The sequence below is a fragment of the Lysobacter sp. 5GHs7-4 genome, from assembly GCF_021284765.1.
GTDB lineage: Bacteria > Pseudomonadota > Gammaproteobacteria > Xanthomonadales > Xanthomonadaceae > Lysobacter.
Window position 1 is genome coordinate 980,963 of sequence record NZ_CP089924.1, and the last position, 23,314, is coordinate 1,004,276.

The window sequence follows — 23,314 nt, forward strand, 5'->3', positions numbered from 1 at the left end:
GCGCTCCGGACCCGAATGCCGCCCTGCGGCGCAGACCCTAGGAGCTCCGTCCATGGCCTTTTTTTCCCTGACCGCACCGGTCGCGATGCAGCAGTATCCGTTCGACTACCACAGCCATTTCGGCGGCATCCTGCCGGTCGAGGGCAGCATGCTGACCTCGACGTCCTACGAGATCAGCTACACGATGCCGCCCTCCCCGGACGCCACCCAGGTCAGCCTGCCCAAGGATCAGCTGCTGTCCCTGGTCGGCGTGATGGGCGGCGACGGCCCGACCGGCGCCGATGAGGGCACGGTGTCGCTGTTCGAGAAGGCCCTGCTGATGATGATCGAGGGCAATCCGCTCAACGCGCTGGCGGCCAAGGCCAACAAGGCCCAGTACGAGCGCGGCGAATGCGTGGCCGAAACCATCTACATCGCCTGCGTGGTGCTGGCGCGGCGCTGGGCGCTGTCGGACTGGGTGGTCAACGCGGCCGCGACCAGCCCGGAGCTGTACGAGGAAATCCTGGGCCAGTTGCACAACCGGGTGCGCCCGGACCGCGCGGCGCCGTACAACCAGGAGCTGATCAAGATCCTTCGCTACTTCAACAAGAAGATCTACAGCGCCAACAAGTACACGCCGTTCGACGACTGCTACAAGGCGCGTTCCAGCCTGATGAAGGTGGTGCTGCGCGAGCCCAACGCGCAAAAGCACTACGATCAGTGGGTGCTGGCGACCTACGCCTTCCTGTATCAGAGCGGCGTACGCTGCAATCAGGCCGCGATCGGCGCCGACGAAATCGAAGTTGCCGATCAGATCGCCCAGCAGTTCAACAAGCTGAACCCGGACGATCCGAGCAACTTCCGTCTGCTGGTGCACACTTCGGCCGGTTACATGGCCGGCGATCGCTTGAGCGCGGAACTGAAGGACAAGATCTTGCCCTTGTTGACCCGGCCCGGTCCCAGCACCGTGATCGGCATCGACCTGCTGGGCAGCGAGACCAAGGTCGCCGACTACGGGCAGTTCTTCAAATTCCTGTTCGAGAACCAGTCCGAGCTGTCGAAGTGCTTCGGCTGGCAGAACAAGAACGCGCGCTCGCAGCAGGTGATCTGCCACATCCACTGCGGCGAGGGCGCGGCATCGACCACCGACAACCGTTCGATGATCGGCTATTACTACGTCAACGCCGCCGAGCCGCCGGGCGAGGATTTCTACCGCGCCTACTCGGCCTACATCGCGCGCTGCCTGGCCACCGCCCAAGGCCGCCTGGCGGACGAGCCGCGCGGCACCCGTGGCGCGGGCACGCGCAAGAAGAGCGACGTGTCCGGCCTGTTCGACGAGTTGTTCCGCAGCGACTCGCTGACCCACGGCGGCTGCACCCTGCGCCGCTTCGACATCAACAGCCCGGCCAGCATCGCCATCGTCGCCTACAACGGCAAGCGCAGCGAGATGGCGATGAGCGAGACGCTCGACACGGTGCCCGTCGGGCAGTCGCAGAGCTGGTACGACTTCTTCTCCGGCAGCCAGCAGTACGCGTTCCGTCTGGGCCATGCCTATTACTACCGCAACTACATGGCGCAGCGTTATCCGCTGGTCGCCTTCGACACCAACATGGGCAGCAACGCGATCACCGGCGCGTCGGGCTTGTTCGATTCGGTCGAGGGCTACCGCATCAACCGCGGTTTCCGCCATCTCGACGGCTACATCGACACCGACGTGCTGCACCAGGCCGGCAATGCCGTGGCCTATCTGGGCGCCAACGCGCTGACCCAGCCGCAGGCGGAACAGCTGATCGCGATGGTGCGCGCGGCGTCCAGCCTGAAGGCCGTGCTGACCGAGGCCGCCAACCGCAACTGGTTCTACCAGCAGCTGACCGCGGGCATGGCGCCGATCTGCGGTGAGGTCAACATCGCCAGCTACTACGAGCTGTACTGCGAACTGGTGGCGCAGCTGGCGGGTCAAACCACGATCAAGTCCTATTGGTTCGACGCATTGGCCCGCACCCTGACCCTGTTCAACAACTGGCGCTCCTACCTGTTGGGCGCCGACGGCCAGGGCGTGGAGCATACCGACGTGCAGGACGAGTTCCTGCGCATGGTGATCCTGCTCGCCTATCAGCTGCTGCCGGCCGGCCAGACGCGGGTGTTGGACGAGACCATGGCATCGCTGCAGAAACTGGTGCTGTCGATCGCCACCGACTACTGGAAGTTCACCGTCGCCGACTCGTTGAAACTGGTGCCGGGCAAGGCGCTGGGGCTGGAGTCCATGTACGGCTTCAAGTCGCCGGCCTCGGTGGTCACGCTGACCCGGCCCAAGCCGGGCAAGCAATGAAAGCCGCCGCGCCCGCGCGCAGCGGGCATGGATTCGACGCCGGCCGCGCCGGATGCGCGGCCGGCACCGCCAGGAGCTTGCGATGAACGATCTGGTCGAACAGCTGTTGCACGAAGAAATCGACGATCCCGCCGCCGCCACGGCCACGCCCGCCAAACCGGCGGATCCCGCGCCCGCGTCGACGCCCGCGGCCCCCGCTGCCGGCGAATCGTCGCTGGATCCCGAGTTGGCGCAAGTGCTGGAGCGTCTGATGCAGCCCGACGTGCTGCGCGCGCTCACCCAGCTCCTGCGTGCGCGCTGAGCGCATTCCCCCGACTGTCCGCGAGTAGCGCTATGACCGCAAGCCGCAACGAATTGGCCGAACAGGTGCATCAGTTCGCGCGCCATTGGCTGGGCCACGACCTGGGCGACGACGAGCGCAAGCAGTTGGCCGAGTTCCTCGCCAACCTCAGCGCGAACGAGGCCGTGCTGGGCGGCTACACCGACCAGGCGCGGCGCCATGCCGCCGACATCGTCGACCAGGGCCGGCAGCGCGTGGAGGCGGCGATGAAGACCGTGCTGGGCGCCGCCGACGCGCCTCCGGGCGACGCCGCCGCGCCGGCCAAGACCGCGGCGGCGGGACCGCCGCTCAACCGCGAGGAGCAGGCGATTTTGCGGCTGCTGCAATCGGCGCACACGCTAAGCGACCTGCGGCCCGCGAATCTCAAGGCCACCGGCCAGGGCGAAACGCCGGCGGCGCAGCTGGCGATCGCGCAGATCGCCGACCGCCTCGCGATCCTGATCAAGGCCGAAGTCGAGGCCTGTTTCGAGCGCCAGTACGGCCCGCTCACGCGTCAGATCGAGGCCGTGCTCGAGGCCGGGCGTGCCGAGGCGAGCGCTCGCAAGACCCCGTCCGCCGCGTCGTCCGCCTGATTCACAAGGCGGGTTCCGCAGCGTTCATTGAAACGTACGGCATGGGCCGTACACGACCCCGAGGAGTTAAACCATGGCTTTCCCGACCGCCGTCAACGATCAGATCACCGATGCCGTCACCCAATCCAACGTCAAGGTCATCGGCGAAGCGCCGGCCTTCGCGATGGGCTCGATCTACCAGAGCCTGGCGCACTCGACCGGCATCCTGTTCCAGAACGCCATCGCCGCGCAGCAGCAGCAGAACACGCTGGCGCAGGCCGCCGCCAACCAGGGTGTGATGCAGATCTACTCGCTCGACACCACCGCCGCCGCGGGCGCGACCGAGAAGGTCGCCCAGACCGGCGTTTCCGACAACCTGACCAGCCTGCTGACCGTGCTCAACGCCTTCAAGTGAGAGAACCCCGGCCGATGGCTCCGCGCCATCCGCCGGATCTCCCAGGCGCGCATGTTCCTGACGACCGCATAACGAGGATGACCTCATGGCATTTCCCACCGCCGTCAACGACCAGATCACCGATGCCGTAACCCAGTCCAACGTCAAGGTGGTCGGCGAAGCGCCGGCCTTCGCGATGGGCTCGATCTACCAGAGCCTGGCGCACTCGACCGGCATCCTGTTCCAGAACGCCGTCGCCGCGCAGCAGCAGCAGAACACGCTGGCGCAGGCAGCCGCCAACCAGGGCGTGATGCAGATCTACACGCTCGATACCACCGCTGCCGCGGGTGCGACGGAGAAGGTCGCCCAGACCGGCGTCTCCGACAACCTGACCAGCCTGATGACCGTGCTCAAGGCCTTCACCGGCACCAAGCCGGTCAAGGGTTTGAACAGCGGTTCTCCGTAAGGCGGTAGGCGTCGGGTGCGACACCCGACGCCGAACGCTACGGATGCGGCGGCCCCCGATACCGCATCCGCGAGGCAGTCCGTCGGCGTCCGCGCCGGCAGCCCGCCCCGCACGAGACCGGACGCGTCGTCGCTCACGCGGCCTCGGTCCGGACCCAGGGAACACCGCGGCGCAGCGCAGGCGGCCCAGTGGATGGGGCGCCGGCCGCACGCGGCATAGGCCGGCGCGGCTAGGGGTCGCGGCGGCAGGGGATCGAATATGGATCGTTCGTCACGCAGCGGCGGCCTACGGCACCGGCGTCGCGTCGGAAGCACTCGTGCTGCTCGCCGTTGCCATGCCAGCCACCGCCTCGCGCAGCTTGCTTCCGCATCACCGCAGTCCGTCGCTGCCGGCGCGGAAGCCGCCGATGCGCGTCCCGTCCCGCCCGCGTGGTCGCGCGCATGTGCATGACGCTGGACCGCTCCGCCACCGTACGCGCACGGCAGTTGATCCTTGAGCAATCCCCGCTGTTCCGGGGCTTGCCGGACACCTTGCTCAACCATGTCGCTCGCAACGCCACCGAACGCGTGCTGCGCGACGGCCAGGCGTTGTTCCTCAAGAACGACCCCGCCGATTTCCTGGCCCTGGTCGCGCGCGGGCGGATCTACAAGATCCTGTACGGCCCCGACGGCCAGGAACTGATCGTCGACACCATCGAGGCCGGCGAAACCGTGGACGAGACCGCGCTGCTGGACGCGCAGGGCCGCAACTTCACCGCCATGGCCTACGGTCCGGCGCGTGTGTTGTTGCTGGCGCGCCGGCACTTTCCGGCGCTGACCTCCGAGCCGGTGTTGCTGGAACGCGCGCACGCCACTTTGTGCCTGCGCCTGCGCAAGGCCGTCGACAGCCTGGAGACCATGTGCCTGCATCGGCTGGAGTCGCGCCTGGCGCGCTATCTGCTGTCGATCATGCACGACGGCGGCCGCGCCGCGGTCGACGGCTTCGAAGTCGCGTTGCCGCCCACCCAGAGCATCCTGGCGGCGATGGTCAACGCCAGCCGGCCGAAGTTGAACGCGCAGCTGCAGACCTGGCACCGCAGCGGCCTGGTCAGCCGGCGCCGCAACATCCTGCGCATCAACGACATCGACCAGTTCCGCTGCAAGGCCTACCTGGGGCGCGATTTCGTGCGCGGCGATCCGCGGCCGCGGGCCAAGCCCAACTAGCGCTCGTCGTCGCGCAGATGCGGCTGGTACAGCTGCGCGACCATGTCCTTGAGCAGCGCGCCGCGGCGACGCGGCAGCGGCTCGGGCAGCACCTCCAGGCCGGCGATGCGGTCGAGGCGGAAGTGGCGGAAATCGCCGCGCAGTTCGCACCAGGCGCCGACCACGCGCGCGTGGTCGAAGAAGGCCAGAGTCAGCGGCCAGATCGTGCGTTCGCTGTCGCGGCCGTCGCCGCCGGTGTAGCGGATGCGCAGCTTGCGCTCCTCGCGCATGGCGTCGCGCACCCGCTGCATGGCGGTGGGCTCGCCGCGCTGGGCGTTGCTGGGCGAAACCCACATGCCGATCTCGCCGATCGCGTCGCGCAGATCGCGCGGCGCCGCGGCGGCGATCTTGGCCAGCGCATTGGTGGCCGCCAGCGACAGCGCGCGATCGTCCTGGCGCTGCACCCAGCGCGCGCCCAGCACCAGCGCCTCGATCTCGTCCTGGGCGAAATTCATCGGCGGCAGGAAGAAGCCGGGACGCAGCAGATAACCCACGCCGGCCTCCCCGTCGATCGGCGCGCCCAGGCTGACCAGGGTCTGCACGTCGCGGTAGATCGTGCGCAGCGACACGCCCAGCTCCTGCGCCAGGGTGGCCGCGGCGATCGGCTGGCGGTGGCGGCGCAAGGCCTCGATCAGGTCGAACAGGCGCTCGGTGCGGCTCATGCGGTCGTGGCGACGGATGGAGGCGGGCACGATAGCAAGTAGCGTCGTCGCCGGCGAAGAGCGCCGCGACTCGCGTCGCTCCCGCTCACGGCCGCTCAGCGCAGCATCGGTCCCAGCTGGGTCCACACGTGGTCGCGCAGCTTGGGCTGCGCGCTGGCGACCGGATGCAGGTTGTCGTCCTGGAACGCCTGGCGGTCGAGCGCGATCGGTTGCAGCAGGAACGGCAGCAAGGCCGCGCCATGGCGTTGGGCGAGTTCGGCGTAGTTGCGCTCGAAGCCCTGGGTGTACTCGCGTCCCAGGTTCGGCGGCATGCGCATGCCGATCAGCAGCACCCGCGCCTTGCTCGCGGCCGCCGCCTGGATCATGCGTTCCAGGTTGGCGCGGCTCTGCGCCAACGGCAGGCCGCGCAGGCCGTCGTTGGCGCCCAGTTCGATCACCACCACCGCCGGTTTGTGGCGCGCCAATTCACCGGCGATGCGGCTGGCGCCGCCGGCGGTGGTTTCGCCGCTGATGCTGGCGTTGACCACGCGCCAGCCGGGCCGGGTCTGGCTCACGCGTTGCGCGGTCAGCGCGACCCAGCCCTGCGAGGCGGCCAGGCCGTAACCGGCCGACAGCGAGTCGCCCATCACCAGCACCGTACGCGCGGCCTTGGCGGCGGGCGCGGCGGCGGCGGGCTTGGGCTGGGCGCGCGCGGGCTGGGCCTGCACGGGCGCCGAGATCAAGGCGCAGATCAAGGCCAGTGCCGCGGTCCCGGTACCGATGGCCCATTGAAGCCGGCGCCGCGATGCCGCATATCCTCGTTTATTAAGCGTCATTAATAAGGCCTCCGGATGATGTCTCTGGAGCAAGCATAAGGACGATCATGGCCGATTCCATTCAAGTGCACGCCGTACGCGCCGGTTCTATTCAGCGTGACCCCGCGCGACGCGGGGCTGCGCGCCGCGATGCGGAGGCCGCGACCGCCGTGCCCGCGCTGCGGGTCGAGGGCCTGGGCAAACGCGTCGCGTTGCCCGGCGAGGAACTGACGATACTCGACGGCGTGAGCTTCGAGATCGCGCGCGGCGACACCGTCGCCATCGTCGGCGCCTCGGGCTCGGGCAAGAGCACCCTGCTGTCGCTGATGGCCGGCCTGGACACGCCCAGCAGCGGCAGCGTCGCCCTGGACGGCGAGGCGCTGTCGGCGCTGGACGAGGACGGACGCGCGCGCGTGCGCGGCGCCAAGGTCGGTTTCGTGTTCCAGAGTTTTCAATTGTTGCCGTCGTTGACCGCGTTGGAAAACGTGATGCTGCCGCTGGAGCTGCGCGGCGATCGCGAGGTCGAGGCGCCGGCACGCGCGATCCTGGCCAAGGTCGGCCTGGGCCAGCGCCTGGGCCATTACCCGCGTCAGTTGTCCGGCGGCGAGCAGCAGCGCGTGGCGCTGGCGCGCGCGTTCGTGACGCGGCCGTCGCTGCTGTTCGCCGACGAGCCCACCGGCAATCTCGATACCCACACCGGTCAGGCCATCATCGAGTTGCTGTTCGAGCTCAACGCCGACGCCGGCACCACCCTGGTCCTGGTCACCCACGACGAACACCTGGCCCAGCGCTGCGGCCGCATGCTGCGCCTGGACAGCGGCAGGCTGGTGCCGTGAGGACGTTTTCGCTGGCCTGGCGCCAGCTGCGACGCGATTTCAAGGCCGGCGACGTCCGCATCCTGTTCGCCGCGCTGGTGCTGGCGGTGTTGGCGGTGACTTCGGTGGGTTTCGTCACCGACCGCGCCGAACGCGCGCTGGCGATCGAGGCCAACCGTCTGCTGGGCGGCGACGCGGTGGTGCGCGCCGACGCGCCGATCGCCGGCGCCTTGCGCGAGGCCGCGCAAGCCGGCGGCCTGCGCCGCACCGAGACCATGGAACTGCAAACCATGATCCGCGTCGGCGAGCGCCTGCAATTGGGCGAGCTGCGCGCGCTGGGCGAGGGCTTTCCGTTGCGCGGCGCGTTCCGCATTGCCGACCGCGGCGGCGAGCGCGATGCCGGCGGCGTGCCCGCGCGCGGCACGATCTGGATGAGCCGCGCCGGCGCCGACACGCTGGGCGCCGCGCTGGGCGACAGCATCGCGATCGGCGATGCGCGCTTCACCCTGGCCGCGCTGGTGGTGCAGGAGCCCGATGCCGCACTCGACTATTTCAACATCGCGCCCAAGGTCTTCCTCAACCTGGGCGACGTGCGCGCGACCGGGCTGATCCAGGAAGGCAGCCGCATCCGCTATCGCCTGGTGATCGCCGGCGACGCCGCCGCGGTCGAACGTTTCGTCGCCGCCGCGCGTCCCGCGCTGGGCCGCGGCCAGCGTCTGGAAACCATCAGCGACGCGCGCCCGGAAATCCGTTCCGCGCTGGATCGCGCCGGCCGCTTCCTCGGCCTGGCCGCGCTGGTGTCGGTGGTGCTGGCCGCCGTCGCCGTGGCGATGGCCGCGCGCCGCCACAGCGAACGCCATTTGTCCGGCACCGCGGTGATGCGTTGCCTGGGCGCCAGCCAGCGCACCCTGGTCGGCGTGCACGTGGGCGAGTTGCTGATGCTGGGTGTGATCGCCGCCACCGTCGGCGTGCTGCTGGCGTTCGCCTTGCAGTGGCTGATCGGCGGCTGGCTGTCGCAGGCCTTGAAGCTGTCGATTCCGCCGGCCGGCCTGTTGCCGGCGCTGCAGGGCTACGGCGTCGGCCTGGTCGTGCTGCTCGCCTTCGGCGCGCCGCCGGTGCTGGCGCTGCGCCGCGTGCCGGCCCTGCGCGTGCTGCGCCGCGATCTGGACAGCACCGAACCCAGCGCCTGGCTGGTCGCGCTGACCGGTTTCGCCGGCCTGGCCGCGCTGCTGTGGTGGAAGGCCGGTTCGGCCGCGCTGGGCACGGCGATGCTGCTGGGCATCGCCGGCACCTTGGCGGTGCTGGCGCTGCTGGCCTGGTTGCTGATCGTCGCCGTGCGCCGGCTGCGCTCGCGCCTGCGCGGCAGCCTGCGCTACGGGCTAGCCAACGTCAGCCGCCGCGCCGGCACCAGCATCGCCCAGGTCTCGGCTCTGGGGCTGGGCCTGATGGCGCTGCTGCTGCTGACCTTCGTGCGCACCGATCTGCTCGACCGCTGGCAGCTCGCGCTGGCGGCCGACGCGCCAAACCGCTTCATCATCAACGTGCAGGACGACCAGCTCGCACAGGTGCGCGCCTTCATGAGCGAACAGGGCATCGCCGAGCCCACCCTGTACCCGATGATTCGCGGCCGTCTGGTCTCGCGCAACGGCAAGGCGGTGACCGGCGCCGACTACGCCGAACAAGGCGAGCGCGCGCAGCGCCTGGCCGAGCGCGAGTTCAATCTGTCGGTGGCGGCGACGCTGCGCGACGACAATCGCGTCACCGCCGGCAAGTTCTGGGGCAGCGCCAAGCCGGCGCGGCCCGAGGTGTCGGTGGAGGAGGGGTTCGCCGAACAATTGGGTTGGAAACTGGGCGACCGCGTCGCGTTCGACATCGCGGGACAGCCGTTCGAGGCCACCATCACCAGTCTGCGCAGCGTGGATTGGGAGAGCTTCCGTCCCAACTTCTTCGTGATCGCTTCGCCCGGATCGATGGACGGCTATCCGGCCAGCTACATCACCGCGGTCAGCGTCCCGTCGCAGCGCACGCGCTTCACCGCCGATCTGGTCGGCCGCTTCCCGAACCTGTCGGTGATCGACGTCGACGCCGTGCTCAAGCAAGTACGTGGCACCGCCGACCAGGTCTCGACCGTGGTCGAGGTGGTGTTCTATTTCTCGCTGGTGGCCGGCGTGCTGGTGTTGATGGCGGCGGTCAGCGCCAGCCAGGACGAGCGCCTGCTCGAGGGCGGGGTGATGCGCGTGCTGGGCGGCAGCCGTCGCCAGCTGCGCTTGGCGCAGGCTTCGGAATTCGCGGCGATCGGGCTGTTGTCGGGCCTGGTCGCGGCCACCGCCGCCTCGGTGCTGGCCGGCGTGATCGCCACGCGCGTGTTCGATCTGCCCTGGCGGGTGGACTGGACCATGGCCGCGGTGGGCGCGGCGCTGGGCCTGATCGCCGCCTTGCTGGCCGGCCTGTACGCGACCCGGCGCGTGCTCGACGCACCGCCGTCGGTGACCTTGCGCGAACTGCAGAACTGACGATGCCGGCGGCCATGGCCGCCGGCATCGCGGTGTCAGGCTTCCGGCTGCGGCTCGGCGTTGAAGCGGCGCGCATAGCCGCGCTCCTGCGCCACGCGTTCGACCTCGTCGTCGGCCAGTTCCGGCGCGGCGTACACCGCGTAGGCGACCGCGCCGTCGCGACGGCCGGTGTGGTGCAGCCGATAGCGCGGACGGCCGCCGCCGGTGTTCTCGGGGTAGTGGCGCGGCGGCTGCTCGCCGTCCAGGTCGAGTTCGCTGTTGTCGACCATGCCGCCGATGAAAAGAGCTCGCATGCGTGGGCTTCCCGTAGTTTTCATCCAGCATGCCTCCGCGGATGTTGCGACGGCATGAAGCCGCGCGCGCGCCGGCGCAGCCAAAAACCTTGCGCGAGCAACGCGACGGCGATCGCGAGCGCGGTCCAAGCCGCGACCGTCGCACCCGGCAAAGGCGAGCGCGATTGCTGCACATAGACGCCGACCAGGCCCCACAGCGCGGCCAGCGCGTAGGCCCAGTTGCCGCGCATGCGCGCGTTGAGCGTCAACAGCAACGCGGCGGCGAGCGCGTACAGGACCAGGCTCCAGGCCAGCATGTCGTCGCTGGGCAGCAGGCGGTAGGCGACGATGGTCTGCGCGGTGTTCAGCACCGCGGCCAGCGACAGCCAGCCGGCGTGCAACGACAGCGGCAGCCAGGCCAGCCAACGCTGGCCGGGCAGGGGATCGGCATCGCGCGACAGCATCAGCGCGCTCCGGCCCACGCAGGCCAGCGCCGCCCAGATCACCAGCAGCGCCAGCCAGAACCATTGCTGCGAGAATACCGGCATCCACAACGCGGTCAGGGCGAAGCCCATAGCGGCGGCGGGGCGCACGCGCGCCAGGGTGGCATCGTGCGCGCGCCGACGCGATTGCCAGAATCCGAACAAAATGTCGCACAGAAAGATCGGGCCCCAGATCGCGAAGGCGTAGCCGGCGGCGACCAGCAGGGTCGGGTAGCGGTCCGAGAGCGTGCCGTTGTCGGGGCCGAACGCGCCGCGTTGCGACCACCACGCCACCAGCGGCATCGACAGGGCGAACAGCAGGACCAGCAGGCGCATGGCGTCGCTCCTCGGGGACGGCCCGCACCGTAGCCTGGGTCGGCGTGAAGGCGGCGCAGTCGCGATACGGGCGTCGGCGCCTGGCGACGGGTAAAATGGCGCCGATGAACCGCATTCGATACCGCCGTGCGCGCCGACGCAGCCGATAACGCACTCGAAACCCTGTTCCTGCCGTTCGCCGAAGGCCGGCTGAGCTGGCCGGCGCAGGGCGGCGCCTTGTTCCTGCGCGCGCGCGACGGCTGGCCGCTGCATGCGCAGGCGCGCCCCGGCCTGGTCTGCGAGCAGAGCTTCAAACCCCAGGCCGACGCGCTGCAGCGCTCCGGCCTGACCCTGGACGGCGACGACGGCGAGCGGCGCTATCCGCTGGTGCTGGTGCTGCCGCCGCGCCAGCGCGACGAAGCCCGCGCGCTGCTGTCGCGCGCCGTCGCGCGCACCGCGCCAGGCGGGCGCGTGCTCGCCTGCCTGAGCAACGACGAGGGTGCGAAGTCCGGCGAGGCCGACCTGGGCAAGCTGGTCGGCCCGGTCGCGCACCTGTCCAAGAACAAATGCCGGGTGTTCTGGAGCGCGCCGCTGGACGGCCCCGCCGATGCGGCGTTGGCCGCGCAGTGGCAGGGCCTGGACGCGGTGCGGCCGATCCTGGGCGGGCGTTTCCTGAGCCGGCCGGGCGTGTTCGCCTGGGACCGCATCGATCCGGCCTCGGCCTTGCTGGCCGAGCATCTGCCCGCGACGCTGGCCGGACGCGCGGCCGATTTCGGCGCGGGCTACGGCTATCTCGCGGCTGAGCTGCTGGCGCGCTGCCCCGGCATCGTCGCGGTGGATCTGTACGAGGCCGAAGCGCGCGCGCTGGATCTGGCGCGCGCCAATCTGACCGCCGAGCGCCTGCCGGCCTCCGCGCGCGCGGTCGCGATCGACTACCGCTGGCAAGACGTCACCGCCGGTGTCGACGGGCGTTACGACATGATCGTCAGCAACCCGCCCTTCCATGCCCAGGGCCGCGCCGAACGCCCGGACATCGGACGCCGTTTCATCGAGGTCGCGGCGCAAGCGCTGAATCCCGGCGGTCGGCTGTGGCTGGTCGCCAACCGTCACTTGCCGTACGAAGCGGCGCTGGACACCGGTTTCGCCGAAGTGCGCACGGTCGCGCAGCAGGGCGGGTTCAAGATCGTCGAAGCCGTCAAGCAGGCGGCGCCGGCGCACGCACGCAAGGGGCGCGCATGAAGCTGGTCAAGCTGATCGCCAACCTCGGCTACGGTAGCCGCAAGGACGTCGCCACGATGTTCCGCGAAGGCCGCATCACCGATCCCGAGGGCGAGGTGCTGTACGCCGACGACCAGGTCGGCCACGAGCGCATCCACGTCGACGGCCGGCCGTTGGACCCGCCGGCGGGTCTGGTGCTGATGTTGCACAAGCCGACCGGCTACACCTGCTCGACCAAGGATCCCGGCCGCATCGTCTACGACCTGCTGCCGCCGCGTTTTCGCTTGCGCTCGCCGCTGCTGTCCACGGTCGGTCGCCTGGACCGCGACACCAGCGGCCTGCTGCTGCTCACCGACGACGGCGGCTTGCTGCACCGGATCGTGTCGCCCAAGGCCAATCTGGCCAAGGTGTACGAAGCCACGCTGGCTTCCGATCTGCGCGGCGACGAAGTCGCGACCTTCGCCAGCGGCACGTTGATGCTGGAGTCGGAAAAGACGCCGCTGGCGCCGGCGGTCATGGACACCCTGACGCCGCGTCGGGCGCGCCTGGTTCTGACCGAAGGCCGTTATCACCAGGTGCGGCGCATGTTCGCGGCGGTCGGCAATCACGTCGAGGCGCTGCACCGTAGCCGCATCGGCGGATTGGGCCTGGACGATCTTCCGTCCGGTCAATGGCGCGCCTTGGACGCGCACGACCTGGAACGCTTGTTTGGCGGCTGATTGCGCCGCCGCCGTTATCCGTCCGCGGCCCCGGTCGCGGGTCATCGCCCTGCGGAACCTCCCACGATGCTGATCGACCATACGCGCGCCGCGGCGCTGGAGTTCGTACCCGAAGCGGTGCTGTTCGACATGGACGGCACCATGATCGAAAGCGAAGCGGCCTTGCTGGAATGCTGGCGGCAGGCGGCGCAGGATCTGTCGTTGCCGCTGGAAGACGGCCTGTGGCTGTCGATGGTCGGCCTGCACGACAGCGCCTGTCATGCGCTGTTGCGCACGCGATTGGACGAGGCGCAAGTGCAGGCTTTGTTGAGCGCCATGCAGGCGTTGTACGACGTACGCGTGGACGCAGGTCTGCCGGTGAAGGCGGGCCTGATCGCCCTGCTCGAACGCCTGACCGCGCAGGGCATGCCGATCGCGGTGGTCACCTCCACACGCCGGCCTCGGGCCTTGTACAAGCTGGAGCGCGCCGGCCTGTTGCCGTACTTTTCGTTGGTCGTCGGCGGCGACGAGGTGTCGCATCCCAAGCCCGCGCCCGACATCTACCGTCTCGCGGCGCAGCGTTTGGACGTGGACCCGCGGCGTTGCGTGGTGCTGGAGGATTCGCCGACCGGCGTGCGTTCGGCGCTGGCCGCCGGCATGGCCCCGATCCATATCCCGGACCTGGTCGCGCCCAGCGACGAGGTGCGCGCGCTGGGGCACCGCATTGTCGCCGACATGGGCCAAGCGCATGCGTTGCTGGCGCCGTGGCTGCGGGATGAGGCGGTGGCGGAGCGGTAAGTTGTTTCGTCGCGGACGGGTGGTTTTGTCCGAGGCGCAGGAGCGAAAGGCGAATCTTCCCTAACCCCTCTTTTTCAAAGAGGGGACCAAGAGCGAATGCTCGCTGTTTCCCCCCCTTTGAAAAAGGGGGCGGGGGGGATTTGCTCTTACTCCACGGAGCCGCAGACCTCGACTCCTTCTTTGCGTTCCACCGAGACCGGCAGCGATCGCGCGCCGCAAACACCCCTCAAGGCGCCAGCAACTTCCGCCAGCCCTCGATCCCCAGCTGCTGCAAGGTCTCCAGATTGCGCTCCACGATCACCTCCGGATCCGGAAACGCCGCCACCGCGCGCTCGACGCTGGCCTCGCGCAGCAGATGCAGCATGGGGTAGGGCGAACGGTTGCTGCAGTTGCCGACGTCGTCGTAGGCGGTGTCGGCGAACTGATAGTCCGGGTGGAAGCTGGCGACCTGGATCTCACCTTCCAGTTCCAATGCCTCCACCGCCGCGTCGGCGGTGTCGAGGAAGTCGTTGTAGTCCAGGAAATCCGTCAGCACCTGCGGATGGATCAGCAGGGTGGTGTCGACCTGGTCGGGCTCGGTCTGCTGCAGGCGCACCAGCTCGTAGGCCAGCTCTTCCAGCAGGGCCTCGGGCGTGGTCGCCGCGCTGAGCACGTAACGGACCTGGCCCTTGGCGACCACGGCCTTGGCGAACGGGCACAGGTTGAGCCCGATCACCGCGCGTTCCAGCCAGCGGCGGGTGGCGACGATGGGCTCGGCTTCGGCGTCCATGGGCGCTCAGTCGCGGAAGTTTTCGAACTGCAGCGGGCGCTCGAAATCGCCGGACTTGAGCAGGGCGATCGCGGTCTGCAGGTCGTCGCGCTTCTTGCCGTTCACGCGCAGCTTGTCGCCGTTGATCTGGGCCTCGACCTTGAGCTTGGCGTCCTTGATCGCGGCGACGATCTTCTTGGCCAGCTTCTGCTCGATGCCCTGCTGCACGGTGATCTTCTGGCGCGCGCCGGCCAGGTTGGTCTCGATGTTGCCGAATTCCAGGCAGCGGGTGTCGATCTGGCGCGCGATCAGGCGCTGACGCAGGATCTGGGTCATCTGCTCCAGCTGGAACTCGCTGGGCGCGGATTGGTTGATGACCTTGTCGTCGAGCTCGAACTTGGCCTCCACGCCCTTGAAATCGAAGCGCGTGGACAGCTCGCGATTAGCCTGGTCGACGGCGTTGGTGAGTTCGTGGGTGTCGACTTCGGAGACGACGTCGAAGGAGGGCATGGCGGTATCCGGATCGGTGCTGCGGTGGGGAGGTAAAGGGTAGCGCAGGCGCGCAGCCACGGCACGTAGCGTTGCGGGCGCATTGACGCCGGGGCTACGCATGCGCCGCTAGACTGGCGGTCTTGCCCCGTCCGGACCCGCACATGCTCAAGACCGCCGCCTACGCCGCCGCCAGCGCCCAGTCGCCGCTGGCCCCGCATTCGATCGAACGCCGCGAGCCGGGGCCGAACGAGGTCCTGATCGACATCCTGTACTGCGGCGTCTGCCACTCCGACATCCACCAGGCGCGCGACGAATGGGGCGGCTCGATCTTCCCGATGGTGCCGGGCCACGAGATCGTCGGCCGCATCGCCCAGGTCGGCGCCCAGGTCGGCAAGTTCCAGGTCGGCGACGCCGTCGGCGTGGGCTGCTTCGTCGATTCCTGCCGCGAATGCCCGCAATGCCGCGACGGCCTGCAGCAGTACTGCGACCAGGGCATGACCGGCACCTACAATTCGCGCGAGCGCGCCGGCGGCGCGCCCACCTTCGGCGGCTATTCGACCCGGATCACGGTCGACCAGGACTACGTGTTGCGTATTCCGGCCTCGATCCCGCTGGACCGCGCCGCGCCGCTGCTGTGCGCAGGCATCACCACCTACTCGCCGCTTAAGCACTACGGCGTCAAGGCCGGCGACCGCGTCGCCGTGGTCGGCCTGGGCGGCCTGGGCCACATGGCGGTCAAGCTGGCCGCGGCGATGGGCGCGAACGTCACCGTGTTGAGCACTTCGGAATCCAAGCGCGACGCCGCGCTGGCGCTGGGCGCGCAGGATTTCGCCGCCACCCGCGATCCGGCGGTGTTCAAGACGCTGGCGCGCTCGTTCGATTTCATCATCGACTCGGTGTCCGGCGAGCACGACTACAACGCCTACCTGTCCCTGCTCAAGGTCGACGGCACCATGGTTCTGCTGGGCATACCGGAAACGCCGGCGCCGGTGGCCGCGGGCCTGCTGATCTCCAAGCGCCGCCGCCTCGCCGGCTCGATGATCGGCGGCATCGCCGAAACCCAGGAAATGCTGGACTTCTGCGCCGAGCACGGCATCGCTTCGGACATCGAGCTGATCGACATCGCCGGCATCAACGAGGCCTACGAACGCATGATCAAGGGCGACGTGCGCTATCGCTTCGTGATCGACATCGCCAGCCTGGAACGGGCGGCGTAAGCGGACGCGCAGACGCCCTGGTTTGCGTTCCCCAATCCCGTCATTCCCCAGCCCGTCATTCCGGCGAACGCCGGAACCCATTTTGACTTTCGCTCTTTCGCTCTCAGGCGAGCGCAGTCGCCGTAACCCAAAACTTGGGTTACGGCTTGCGCCGGAATGACGGAGTGGGGAGGCGGCTGAGTGGTGTCGTTCAATACACCCGAGGCGGACGAGCCCACCGCCTCGATCGTCTAAGCTCCTCCCATGCAGCTTCTGCTGATCCCCCTGGTCGTCGTCGCCCTGGTCCTGCTGTGGGCCTTGCTGTTGCCCTTGGCGTTGATCCAGCGCTACCGCTACGGCAAGTCGCGCCGGCGCGCGATCGGCTGGGCGATCGCCTTGAACCTGTTCGCGAGTTTCGTCTCGCTGCTGCTGTTCTTCTTCAGCGCCTGGATCGCCGGCCACTGGATCGCCAACGCCACCGTTTACGCCGCGGTCGGTCTGTGCCTGGGTCTGGCGCTGGGCGTGGTGGGCTTGGCGCTGACGCGTTTCGAAGCCGAGCCCGGCGGCTTGTACTACACGCCCAATCGCTGGCTGGTGCTGGGCCTGACCCTGGTGGTCGCCGCGCGCCTGGGCTTCGGCCTTTGGCAGGCCTTGCATCTGTCGGGACAGCACGACGCGCGCGATGTCTGGCTGTCGCGCCAGGGAGGTTTGCTCGCCGTCGGCGGCATGGTGCTGGGCCACTACCTGAGTTATGCCTGGGGACTGCGTCGCCGCTATCGGCGTACAGCTAGATCCGGGCCATGACGCCGTGCGCGATTGCCGGCAAGATGGGCCATCGCCTCCCCCCGGCCGTAGACATGACACCCACTTTCCACCCGACCGCGCCGACGCGCGGCGGCGCCGCATGAGCGCCGATCGCAAGCGTCAGACCCGCGCGGCCTTGTTCATGCTGGCCGCGGTCGGCCTGTTCGCGACCATGGACGCCGGCCTCAAGCTGCTGGCCGCCCACTACCCGCCGTTCCAGGTCGCCTCCCTGCGCGGCGCGGCCTCGCTGCCGTTCGTGCTGGCCTGGGCTTTGGCGACCGCGGGCCCGGCCGCGCTGATGCGCATACGCTGGCCCTTGCATCTGCTGCGCGGCGTGCTGGGCGTCGGCATGATGGCCGCGTTCGTGTACGCGCTGCGCACGCTGCCGCTGTCGACCGCGTATTCGATCTTCTTCGTCGCACCGTTGCTGATCACCGCGATGTCGGTGCCGCTGCTGGGCGAACGTGTCGGGCCGCGCCGCTGGATCGCGATCGCGGTCGGTCTGATCGGCGTGCTGGTGCTGCTGCGACCCACCGGCGAGGGCATGCTGAGCCTGGCCGCATTGGCGGTGTTGGGCGCCGCGTTGGCTTATGCGGTCAGCGCGATCACCGTGCGCCTGCTCGCGCGCACCGACAGCACCCAGGCGATGATGGTCTGGCTGATGGCGATGATCGCAGTCGGTGCCGGCGCGCTGGCCTGGCCGGACTGGGTCGCGATCCGCGGCGCGGACCTGTGGCTGATCCTGGGCGTGGGCATCGCCGGCGGCCTCGGTCAGTACGCGATCACCGAGGCCTTCCGCCTCGGCGAGGCCTCGTCGATCGCGCCGCTGGAATACACCGCGCTGGTGTGGGGCGTGCTGCTGGACCTCAGCTTGTGGGGCGTGCTGCCCGACGCAATCACCTGGGTCGGCGCGGCGATCATCGTCGCCAGCGGCCTGTACCTGCTGCGCCGCGAACGCGTGCACGCCGAGTCCGAACACCCCTGATCGCGGCCGGCGCTGGCCGGACCGGGGGTGCGATCGCGTTTGCCTGTCTGTCTCCACATACAGGCAGGTTAGATGAAAACGTTCAGGACGAACTCTCTCACCGGCAAGCGCGTCGCGACCGCGCTGCTGCTCACCGGCGCAGTCGCCGCGGCCACGGTCTGGGCCTATCAGCGCCCCGTCGATCAGGTCGTACTGGAACCGGTCAAGCAAGGCGCAGACATCCCCGCCGGCAGTCGCCAACGCAAGCTCTCGCTCAGCGCCGCCAAGGCCATCGCGCCGATCTCCGGCCTGCCCATTTCCGCCGCCGCGGTCACCGACGAGGACGTCGGCGACAGCGATTCGTTCGGCCGCAATCTGCGTTGGCTGGGGCTGGCCGACATGTCGGTGGAGCTCACCGATACCTGCCCGGGCAGCGATCCGGATGCCGGCTGCCAAGTGCTCAATCCGGCGCCGGCCTTCACCTCGTTCGCGTTCGAGGACCTGGGCCACATCACCCTGCCAGGCAAGTCCACCCAGTCGCTGCTGTGCTACTGGTTCTCGCCGGTGGTGACGGTGCGTTACGCCAATCCGACCGCGAACCAGGTGCTGGCGCGGCTGCGCTACTCGCCCACGCTGACCGTCGAGAATCCGGTGCTGGCCACGCCGGGCCTGATCGACCCGACCACCGGATTGCCGTTCAACGGCAAGCTGCTGACCGGCATGACTTCGTCGGAACTGTTCGAGGTGCCGCTGGCGCCGGGCGTGGCCTTCACCGAGCGCACGCGCGACTCGGCGGTATGCATCGCCGGCTTCATCAGCCGCAAGTCGCTGGCCGACACCTACGGTCTGAGCGACGCGCAGATCAAGGAGTTCTTCAAGAAGCCGACCACGGTGCGCATGAACATCAGCGGCAGCGCGCAGTACGTGGAGTCGGCCACGATGTACTTCGGCCTGCGCATCATCGGCGACTGAGGCGCTGTTCAATGGCGGCGGGCGCGGGGATGGGGGGCGCGCCCGCCGCCAGCTTCACTCCGGCGCGGGAGAGGGGTACGGTAGCGCCATGGTGAGCAGCGCCGCCCCGACCGTATCCGCCTATCTGGCCGCGCTGGCGCCCGAACGACGCGCCGTGGTCGCGGCGGTGCGCGATCTGGTCAACGCGCATCTGCCGGACGGCTATGTCGAGGAGATGGCCTTCGGCATGATCGGCTGGAACATTCCGCTGGCGCGCTATCCCAAGACCTACAACAAGCAGCCGCTGAGCTACGCGGCGCTGGCCGCGCAGAAGAACGGCTACTCGCTGTACCTCAACTGCGTCTACGCTGATTCCGAGCGCGACACGCGCTTGCGCGCGGCGTACGCGCGCGCGGGCCGCAAGCTGGACATGGGCAAGAGCTGCCTGCGCTTCAAGTCCCTGGACGATCTGCTGCAGGACGAGATCGCCGCGATCGTGGCGTCGACGTCGGTGGAGCAGTACATCGCGATGTACGAGGCCAGTCGCACGCCGGGTTGAGGGCTGAGAAGCAAATCCCCCTCAATCCCCCCTTTTTTACAGGGGGTGGCCAAGGCAGCAACCTTCGTGCGCCCCGAGCTAGCGCGACGAGTTCCTCCCTTTGAAAAAGGGGGGGCTAGGGGGGATTTGCTCTTGCTCCAAACCCCTTACTGCCCCACCACCACCTCGCCGCCCTTCATCACGAACACCGGCTGCGCGTCCAGCGCGTGGATGTCGGCCAGCGGATCGCCGGCGACCGCCACCAGGTCCGCATAGCGCCCGGCCTCGACGCTGCCGACCTTGTCCGACCAGCCCAGCAGCTCGGCCGCGTCCGAGGTGGCCGCGCGCAGCGCCTGCATCGGCGTCATGCCCCACTCGACCATCTTCGGAAACTGCTTGCGGTTGTCGCCGTGCGGGTACACGCCCGCGTCCGTGCCGTAGCCCAGGCGCACGCCCGCGCGCACGGCGCGGCGGAAGCTCTCGCGCTGGGTGCGGCCGACCAGTTTTTCCTTGTCGATCATCTGCTGCGGAAAGCCCAGGCGCGAGTACTCGGCCAGGATGTAGTCGTCGTTGTAGACGTCCATGACCAGCCAGGTGCCCTTCTGCTTGGCCAGGCGCAGGCCCTCGTCGTCGATGAAGCTGGCGTGCTCCACCGAGTCCACGCCGGCCAGGATCGCCATGCGGATCGCTTCGGCGCCATGCGCATGCGCGGCCACGCGTTTGCCCCAGCGGTGGGCCTCGTCGACGATCGCGTTCATTTCTTCCTGGGTGTACTGCGGCGCACCCACCGACGCCTCGGCGCTGAGCACGCCGGCGCCGGCCATGAACTTGATCACTTCGGCGCCGTGCTTGACGTTGTCGCGCACCTTGGCGCGCACCGCTTCGACGCCGTCGGCGACGCCGGTGGCGTTGTGGAATTCCAGATACGGGGAGAAACCGGTATTGCCGTCGATATGGCCGCCGGTGGCGCCGATCGCCAGGCCCGAGGCCAGGATGCGCGGGCCCTGCAGCTTGCGGTGCTCGATCGCGCGCGCCAGGGCGACGTCGATGTACTCGCCCGAGCCCAGATTGCGCACCGTGGTGAAGCCCGCATGCAGGGTGCGCTGCGCGTACAGGTGAGCGGTCACTGCGTCGTCGATCGGACTGCGCTTGAGGATGTCCTCGAAATAGTTGCCGGTGCCACTGGTGGGGTCGCCGGTGATGTGCACGTGCAGGTCGATGAAGCCCGGCAGCAGCGTGGCCGTGCCCAGGTCGATCAGCTGCGCGCCGGCCGGCGCCTCGCCGCCGGCCGACACGCCGACGATCTTGTCGCCCTCGATCAGCACCAGCGGCCGCTCGATCACGCGCTGATGCGCGGTGTCGACCAGGCGCGCGGCGCGCAGCGCGATGCGCTTGGGCGTGGCGGCGCCTTCGTCCGCGCGCGCGGCGGTGCCGGGCAGCGCGAGCAGCAGCAGGGCAAGCAGGACGGGCAGACGCATGGGCGGCACTCGCGGCAGGGGCGGAAGCGCCGAGTGTAGCCACGCCCGCGCGGGCGCAGCAGTGCAGGGCGTCGCGGTTGCGGGTCGCGCGGCGGAGGCTGGCACAAAAAAAGCGGGCCCCGTCGCCGGGGCCCGCCGTTCTTGGCTGCGATGCGGCGCGCGGCTTAGAAGCGCGCGCCCAGGCCCACGCCCAGGATCACCGGGTTCAGCTCGGCCTCGCCGACTTTGACGCCGTTGACGCGGGCGTCCGACTTGCCCTGCAGGTAGCGCACGTCGGCGCGCGCGAACCAAGTCGGGTTGATGTTGAGGTCGACGCCGGCGGTGGCCATCGCGCCCTTGGCGGTTTCCACGCCGATGCGCTGGCCGGCCAGCGCGCCGGTCGGTTCGGCCTTCTCGCCGCTGTAGTTGGACTCGTAATAGCCCAGGCCCACGAACGGGCGCACGATCTTGTCCGGCGCGCCGAAGTGGTACTGGCCGCTCACCGCGTACGGCTGCGCGTCGACGCTGCCGGCCTTGGCGCCGTTGAGGTTGACGCGGTGACCGAACTTGTCGGCCGCGCCCCAGGCTTCGACCGCGATGTTGTCGGTGATGTAGTAGCTGGCGCTCAGGGTGGCCGCGCCGTCGCCGTCGGCCTGCGCGCGCGCGCCGGCGATGGACGGGTTCTTGGTCGGCTCGGACAGCGCGTAGCCGCCGACGACGGCGAAGCGCTTGCCCGCGGCGGTGCCGGTGTCGGCGTCCTGGGCGAAGGCGGCCGGGGCAACGGCCAGGGTGCCCAGCAGGGCGAGGGTCAAATGACGAAAACGCATCATGGCGTGGACTCCTGTGTTCTTGTATGTGAGTGCCTTGGGGGAGGCGTGCGCAGGCTAGGCCGGTGCGCATGAACGGTGCTTGCCGCGCGAGCGCGCCGGACGGAACTTTCGCGTTCGATTTCGCGCCGCGTCGGTGCGTGCGCGGAGCACCGCGGTTATGAACCGGGCTTGAAAACAGCCTCAGTCGACGATGCGTTTAGCTGAACCAGTGCGTCGGAAGGCGCCGCGCGCTACGCACGCGTAGGCGCACAGACCGCGTCGTAGCGCGCGCCGTATGGTGCGAGGCGTGCGAAACGCGAGCCTGAATTTTTGCGGAAGCGCGGACCGTACGGTGCGCCACGCGCGAACGGTTCTTCGCAAACCGCTCGAAACCCGGCCCACCCGCGGCCTGCAACCGGCGATGAACGAACACCCGCAAACGCCGATCCCGGCGTCGTCGCCCGCGCCGGCTTCGCCATGACGAAGGTCACGCTCCCCACCGGCAGGGGACGCGGCCTGTGCGGCGCGGCATGATGCGCGCATCCCGTCACATGGAGTCAGACGATGTCATCCGCCCCGATCCGTACCGGCCGCCGCCTCGCGCCCCGCCTGCTGGCGTCGGCCGTGCTCGCCCTGAGCTGCGGCGCCGCCGCGGCCGCCGACGTCCATGTCGAGTGCAACGTCGAAAGCGACTACGAGCTGACCCTCAACGAGCGCAGTGTGATCTTCACCCGCGACAGCGGCACGCCCAAGGCGATCGTGATGCGTCAGGGCCGGCTGTTCGTCGACGACAAGTGGCTCAGCCTGAGCGCGGCCGACAGCCGCCGCATCGCCGACTTCGAAACCCAGACCCGCGCCGCCATGCCCGAGGCCCAGCGTATCGGCCGCGAGGCCGCCGAGATCGCCTTCACCGCCCTGGGCGAGGTCGCGGCCGGCTTCAGCAGCGACCCCAAAGCCGCGCGGGCCAAGCTGGACAAGGCGCGCGCGCAGATCGACGCGCGCCTGGCGCGTTCGGTGACGCCCACCCATTTCAACGGCAACGACCTGGGCGACGGCATCGGCGAGGCCGTGGCCGAGGTGATCCCCAGCCTGATCGGCGACATCGTCGGCGGCGCCATCGGCGCGGCCTTCAGCGGCGACGAGACCCGGCTCAAGCGCCTGGAGAACCTGGACGCGCAGATCGAAGCCAAGATCGAGCCGCGCGCCGACGCGCTGGAAGCGCGCGCCGAGGGCCTGTGCCGGCGCATGGAGGCCCTGGACGGGATCGACAACGCGCTGGAACTGCGCGTGGACGGCAAGCCGTTGAATCTGATGACCGCCAAGGTCGGCAAGCGCACGGACGCGGACAAGAAGTAACAAGACGTAAGCGTCGCCGGCCGCAAGGGCGTCGGGGCCCGGCCTTCAGGCCCGGCCGCCCGGCCATCGCGCCGCTGCGCCGGCCGCGGCCCGCCGGCGCCAGTACCCGCCCGTACGCGCGTACAGCCAAAG

Annotated in this window: 25 protein-coding genes; 17 read left to right on the top strand and 8 right to left on the bottom strand. The window is 69.3% G+C overall.

The annotated features are described in order from the left end of the window. The first annotated feature begins 52 nt into the window (after positions 1–52). The 6 genes from LVB77_RS04170 (at position 53) to LVB77_RS04195 (ending at position 5,261) form a co-directional block, all read left to right on the top strand. The gene (locus LVB77_RS04170; protein ID WP_232908956.1) at positions 53–2,308 is read left to right on the top strand and encodes a hypothetical protein; all 2,256 of its coding nucleotides are present in this window, start codon (positions 53–55) and stop codon (positions 2,306–2,308) included. A gap of 82 nt (positions 2,309–2,390) precedes the next feature. Continuing rightward, positions 2,391–2,609, top strand: coding sequence for a hypothetical protein (locus LVB77_RS04175; protein ID WP_232908957.1), 219 nt, complete (start codon positions 2,391–2,393; stop codon positions 2,607–2,609). A gap of 32 nt (positions 2,610–2,641) precedes the next feature. Then, positions 2,642–3,220 carry a hypothetical protein gene (locus LVB77_RS04180; RefSeq protein WP_232908958.1) on the top strand — a complete coding sequence of 193 codons (579 nt, stop codon included), beginning with the start codon at positions 2,642–2,644 and terminating at the stop codon, positions 3,218–3,220. 73 nt (positions 3,221–3,293) lie between these two features. Next, a complete protein-coding gene (locus tag LVB77_RS04185) occupies positions 3,294–3,614 on the top strand; it encodes a RebB family R body protein (protein ID WP_055904514.1) in 321 nt (106 codons plus the stop codon). Between the two features lie 85 nt (positions 3,615–3,699). Then, the gene (locus LVB77_RS04190; protein ID WP_232908959.1) at positions 3,700–4,059 is read left to right on the top strand and encodes a RebB family R body protein; all 360 of its coding nucleotides are present in this window, start codon (positions 3,700–3,702) and stop codon (positions 4,057–4,059) included. Positions 4,060–4,505: 446 nt separating this feature from the next. After that, positions 4,506–5,261: a Crp/Fnr family transcriptional regulator gene (locus LVB77_RS04195; RefSeq protein ID WP_232908960.1), complete on the top strand. Its 756-nt coding sequence runs from the start codon at positions 4,506–4,508 to the stop codon at positions 5,259–5,261. On the opposite strand, the gene LVB77_RS04200 is transcribed toward LVB77_RS04195, so the two are convergent. Beyond that, positions 5,258–5,992 carry a YafY family protein gene (locus tag LVB77_RS04200; RefSeq protein WP_232908961.1) on the bottom strand — a complete coding sequence of 245 codons (735 nt, stop codon included), beginning with the start codon at positions 5,990–5,992 and terminating at the stop codon, positions 5,258–5,260. The genes LVB77_RS04195 and LVB77_RS04200 overlap by 4 nt on opposite strands. A gap of 65 nt (positions 5,993–6,057) precedes the next feature. Beyond that, a complete protein-coding gene (locus LVB77_RS04205; protein ID WP_232908962.1) occupies positions 6,058–6,684 on the bottom strand; it encodes an arylesterase in 627 nt (208 codons plus the stop codon). A 140-nt stretch (positions 6,685–6,824) separates the two neighbouring features. On the opposite strand from LVB77_RS04205, the gene LVB77_RS04210 reads away from it, so the two are divergent. Both LVB77_RS04210 and LVB77_RS04215 read left to right on the top strand, forming a co-directional pair. Then, complete coding sequence (locus LVB77_RS04210) at positions 6,825–7,592, top strand: ABC transporter ATP-binding protein (protein WP_232908963.1); 768 nt, start codon at positions 6,825–6,827, stop codon at positions 7,590–7,592. Continuing rightward, a complete protein-coding gene (locus LVB77_RS04215) occupies positions 7,589–10,084 on the top strand; it encodes an FtsX-like permease family protein (RefSeq protein WP_232908964.1) in 2,496 nt (831 codons plus the stop codon). Before LVB77_RS04210 ends, LVB77_RS04215 begins: the two co-directional genes overlap by 4 nt. 35 nt (positions 10,085–10,119) lie before the next feature. Here the strand turns inward: LVB77_RS04215 and LVB77_RS04220 are convergent, their stop codons facing one another. Together LVB77_RS04220 and LVB77_RS04225 are read right to left on the bottom strand one after the other, a co-directional pair. Continuing rightward, entirely contained in the window at positions 10,120–10,377 is a 258-nt protein-coding gene (locus tag LVB77_RS04220) for a hypothetical protein (protein WP_232908965.1), read from the bottom strand. A 20-nt stretch (positions 10,378–10,397) separates the two neighbouring features. Further along, a complete protein-coding gene (locus tag LVB77_RS04225; protein WP_232908966.1) occupies positions 10,398–11,174 on the bottom strand; it encodes a hypothetical protein in 777 nt (258 codons plus the stop codon). A gap of 126 nt (positions 11,175–11,300) precedes the next feature. On the opposite strand from LVB77_RS04225, the gene LVB77_RS04230 reads away from it, so the two are divergent. From LVB77_RS04230 to LVB77_RS04240, 3 genes are all read left to right on the top strand, one after another. Next, positions 11,301–12,392 (top strand): class I SAM-dependent methyltransferase, encoded by a 1,092-nt coding sequence (locus LVB77_RS04230; protein WP_232908967.1) that lies wholly within the window; start codon positions 11,301–11,303, stop codon positions 12,390–12,392. Beyond that, entirely contained in the window at positions 12,389–13,090 is a 702-nt protein-coding gene (locus LVB77_RS04235; protein WP_232908968.1) for a pseudouridine synthase, read from the top strand. Before LVB77_RS04230 ends, LVB77_RS04235 begins: the two co-directional genes overlap by 4 nt. Positions 13,091–13,156: 66 nt before the next feature. Beyond that, positions 13,157–13,867: an HAD family phosphatase gene (locus LVB77_RS04240; RefSeq protein WP_232908969.1), complete on the top strand. Its 711-nt coding sequence runs from the start codon at positions 13,157–13,159 to the stop codon at positions 13,865–13,867. Positions 13,868–14,093: 226 nt separating this feature from the next. Here LVB77_RS04240 and LVB77_RS04245 read toward each other — a convergent pair whose 3' ends face one another. Both LVB77_RS04245 and LVB77_RS04250 read right to left on the bottom strand, forming a co-directional pair. Beyond that, positions 14,094–14,636, bottom strand: coding sequence for a DUF1415 domain-containing protein (locus LVB77_RS04245; protein ID WP_232908970.1), 543 nt, complete (start codon positions 14,634–14,636; stop codon positions 14,094–14,096). Between the two features lie 6 nt (positions 14,637–14,642). Next, positions 14,643–15,125: a YajQ family cyclic di-GMP-binding protein gene (locus LVB77_RS04250; RefSeq protein ID WP_232908971.1), complete on the bottom strand. Its 483-nt coding sequence runs from the start codon at positions 15,123–15,125 to the stop codon at positions 14,643–14,645. 143 nt (positions 15,126–15,268) lie between these two features. On the opposite strand from LVB77_RS04250, the gene LVB77_RS04255 reads away from it, so the two are divergent. The 5 genes from LVB77_RS04255 to LVB77_RS04275 all read left to right on the top strand — a co-directional run bounded on the left by LVB77_RS04255 (position 15,269) and on the right by LVB77_RS04275 (position 19,581). Continuing rightward, complete coding sequence (locus LVB77_RS04255; RefSeq protein WP_232908972.1) at positions 15,269–16,324, top strand: NAD(P)-dependent alcohol dehydrogenase; 1,056 nt, start codon at positions 15,269–15,271, stop codon at positions 16,322–16,324. Between the two features lie 243 nt (positions 16,325–16,567). Continuing rightward, complete coding sequence (locus tag LVB77_RS04260) at positions 16,568–17,107, top strand: DUF1453 domain-containing protein (protein WP_232908973.1); 540 nt, start codon at positions 16,568–16,570, stop codon at positions 17,105–17,107. Between the two features lie 100 nt (positions 17,108–17,207). Then, positions 17,208–18,092 carry a DMT family transporter gene (locus tag LVB77_RS04265; protein WP_232908974.1) on the top strand — a complete coding sequence of 295 codons (885 nt, stop codon included), beginning with the start codon at positions 17,208–17,210 and terminating at the stop codon, positions 18,090–18,092. 72 nt (positions 18,093–18,164) lie between these two features. Then, positions 18,165–19,043, top strand: a complete 879-nt coding sequence (locus tag LVB77_RS04270; RefSeq protein ID WP_232908975.1) for a hypothetical protein — start codon at positions 18,165–18,167, stop codon at positions 19,041–19,043. Positions 19,044–19,134: 91 nt separating this feature from the next. After that, the gene (locus tag LVB77_RS04275; protein WP_232908976.1) at positions 19,135–19,581 is read left to right on the top strand and encodes a DUF1801 domain-containing protein; all 447 of its coding nucleotides are present in this window, start codon (positions 19,135–19,137) and stop codon (positions 19,579–19,581) included. 146 nt (positions 19,582–19,727) lie between these two features. On the opposite strand, the gene LVB77_RS04280 is transcribed toward LVB77_RS04275, so the two are convergent. Together LVB77_RS04280 and LVB77_RS04285 are read right to left on the bottom strand one after the other, a co-directional pair. Continuing rightward, complete coding sequence (locus LVB77_RS04280; protein ID WP_232908977.1) at positions 19,728–21,038, bottom strand: amidohydrolase family protein; 1,311 nt, start codon at positions 21,036–21,038, stop codon at positions 19,728–19,730. A 164-nt stretch (positions 21,039–21,202) separates the two neighbouring features. Further along, positions 21,203–21,847: an OmpW family outer membrane protein gene (locus LVB77_RS04285; protein WP_232908978.1), complete on the bottom strand. Its 645-nt coding sequence runs from the start codon at positions 21,845–21,847 to the stop codon at positions 21,203–21,205. Between the two features lie 543 nt (positions 21,848–22,390). Between LVB77_RS04285 and LVB77_RS04290 the strand changes: the two genes are divergently transcribed. Beyond that, positions 22,391–23,182: a DUF2884 family protein gene (locus LVB77_RS04290; RefSeq protein ID WP_232908979.1), complete on the top strand. Its 792-nt coding sequence runs from the start codon at positions 22,391–22,393 to the stop codon at positions 23,180–23,182. Positions 23,183–23,314 lie beyond the last annotated feature (132 nt).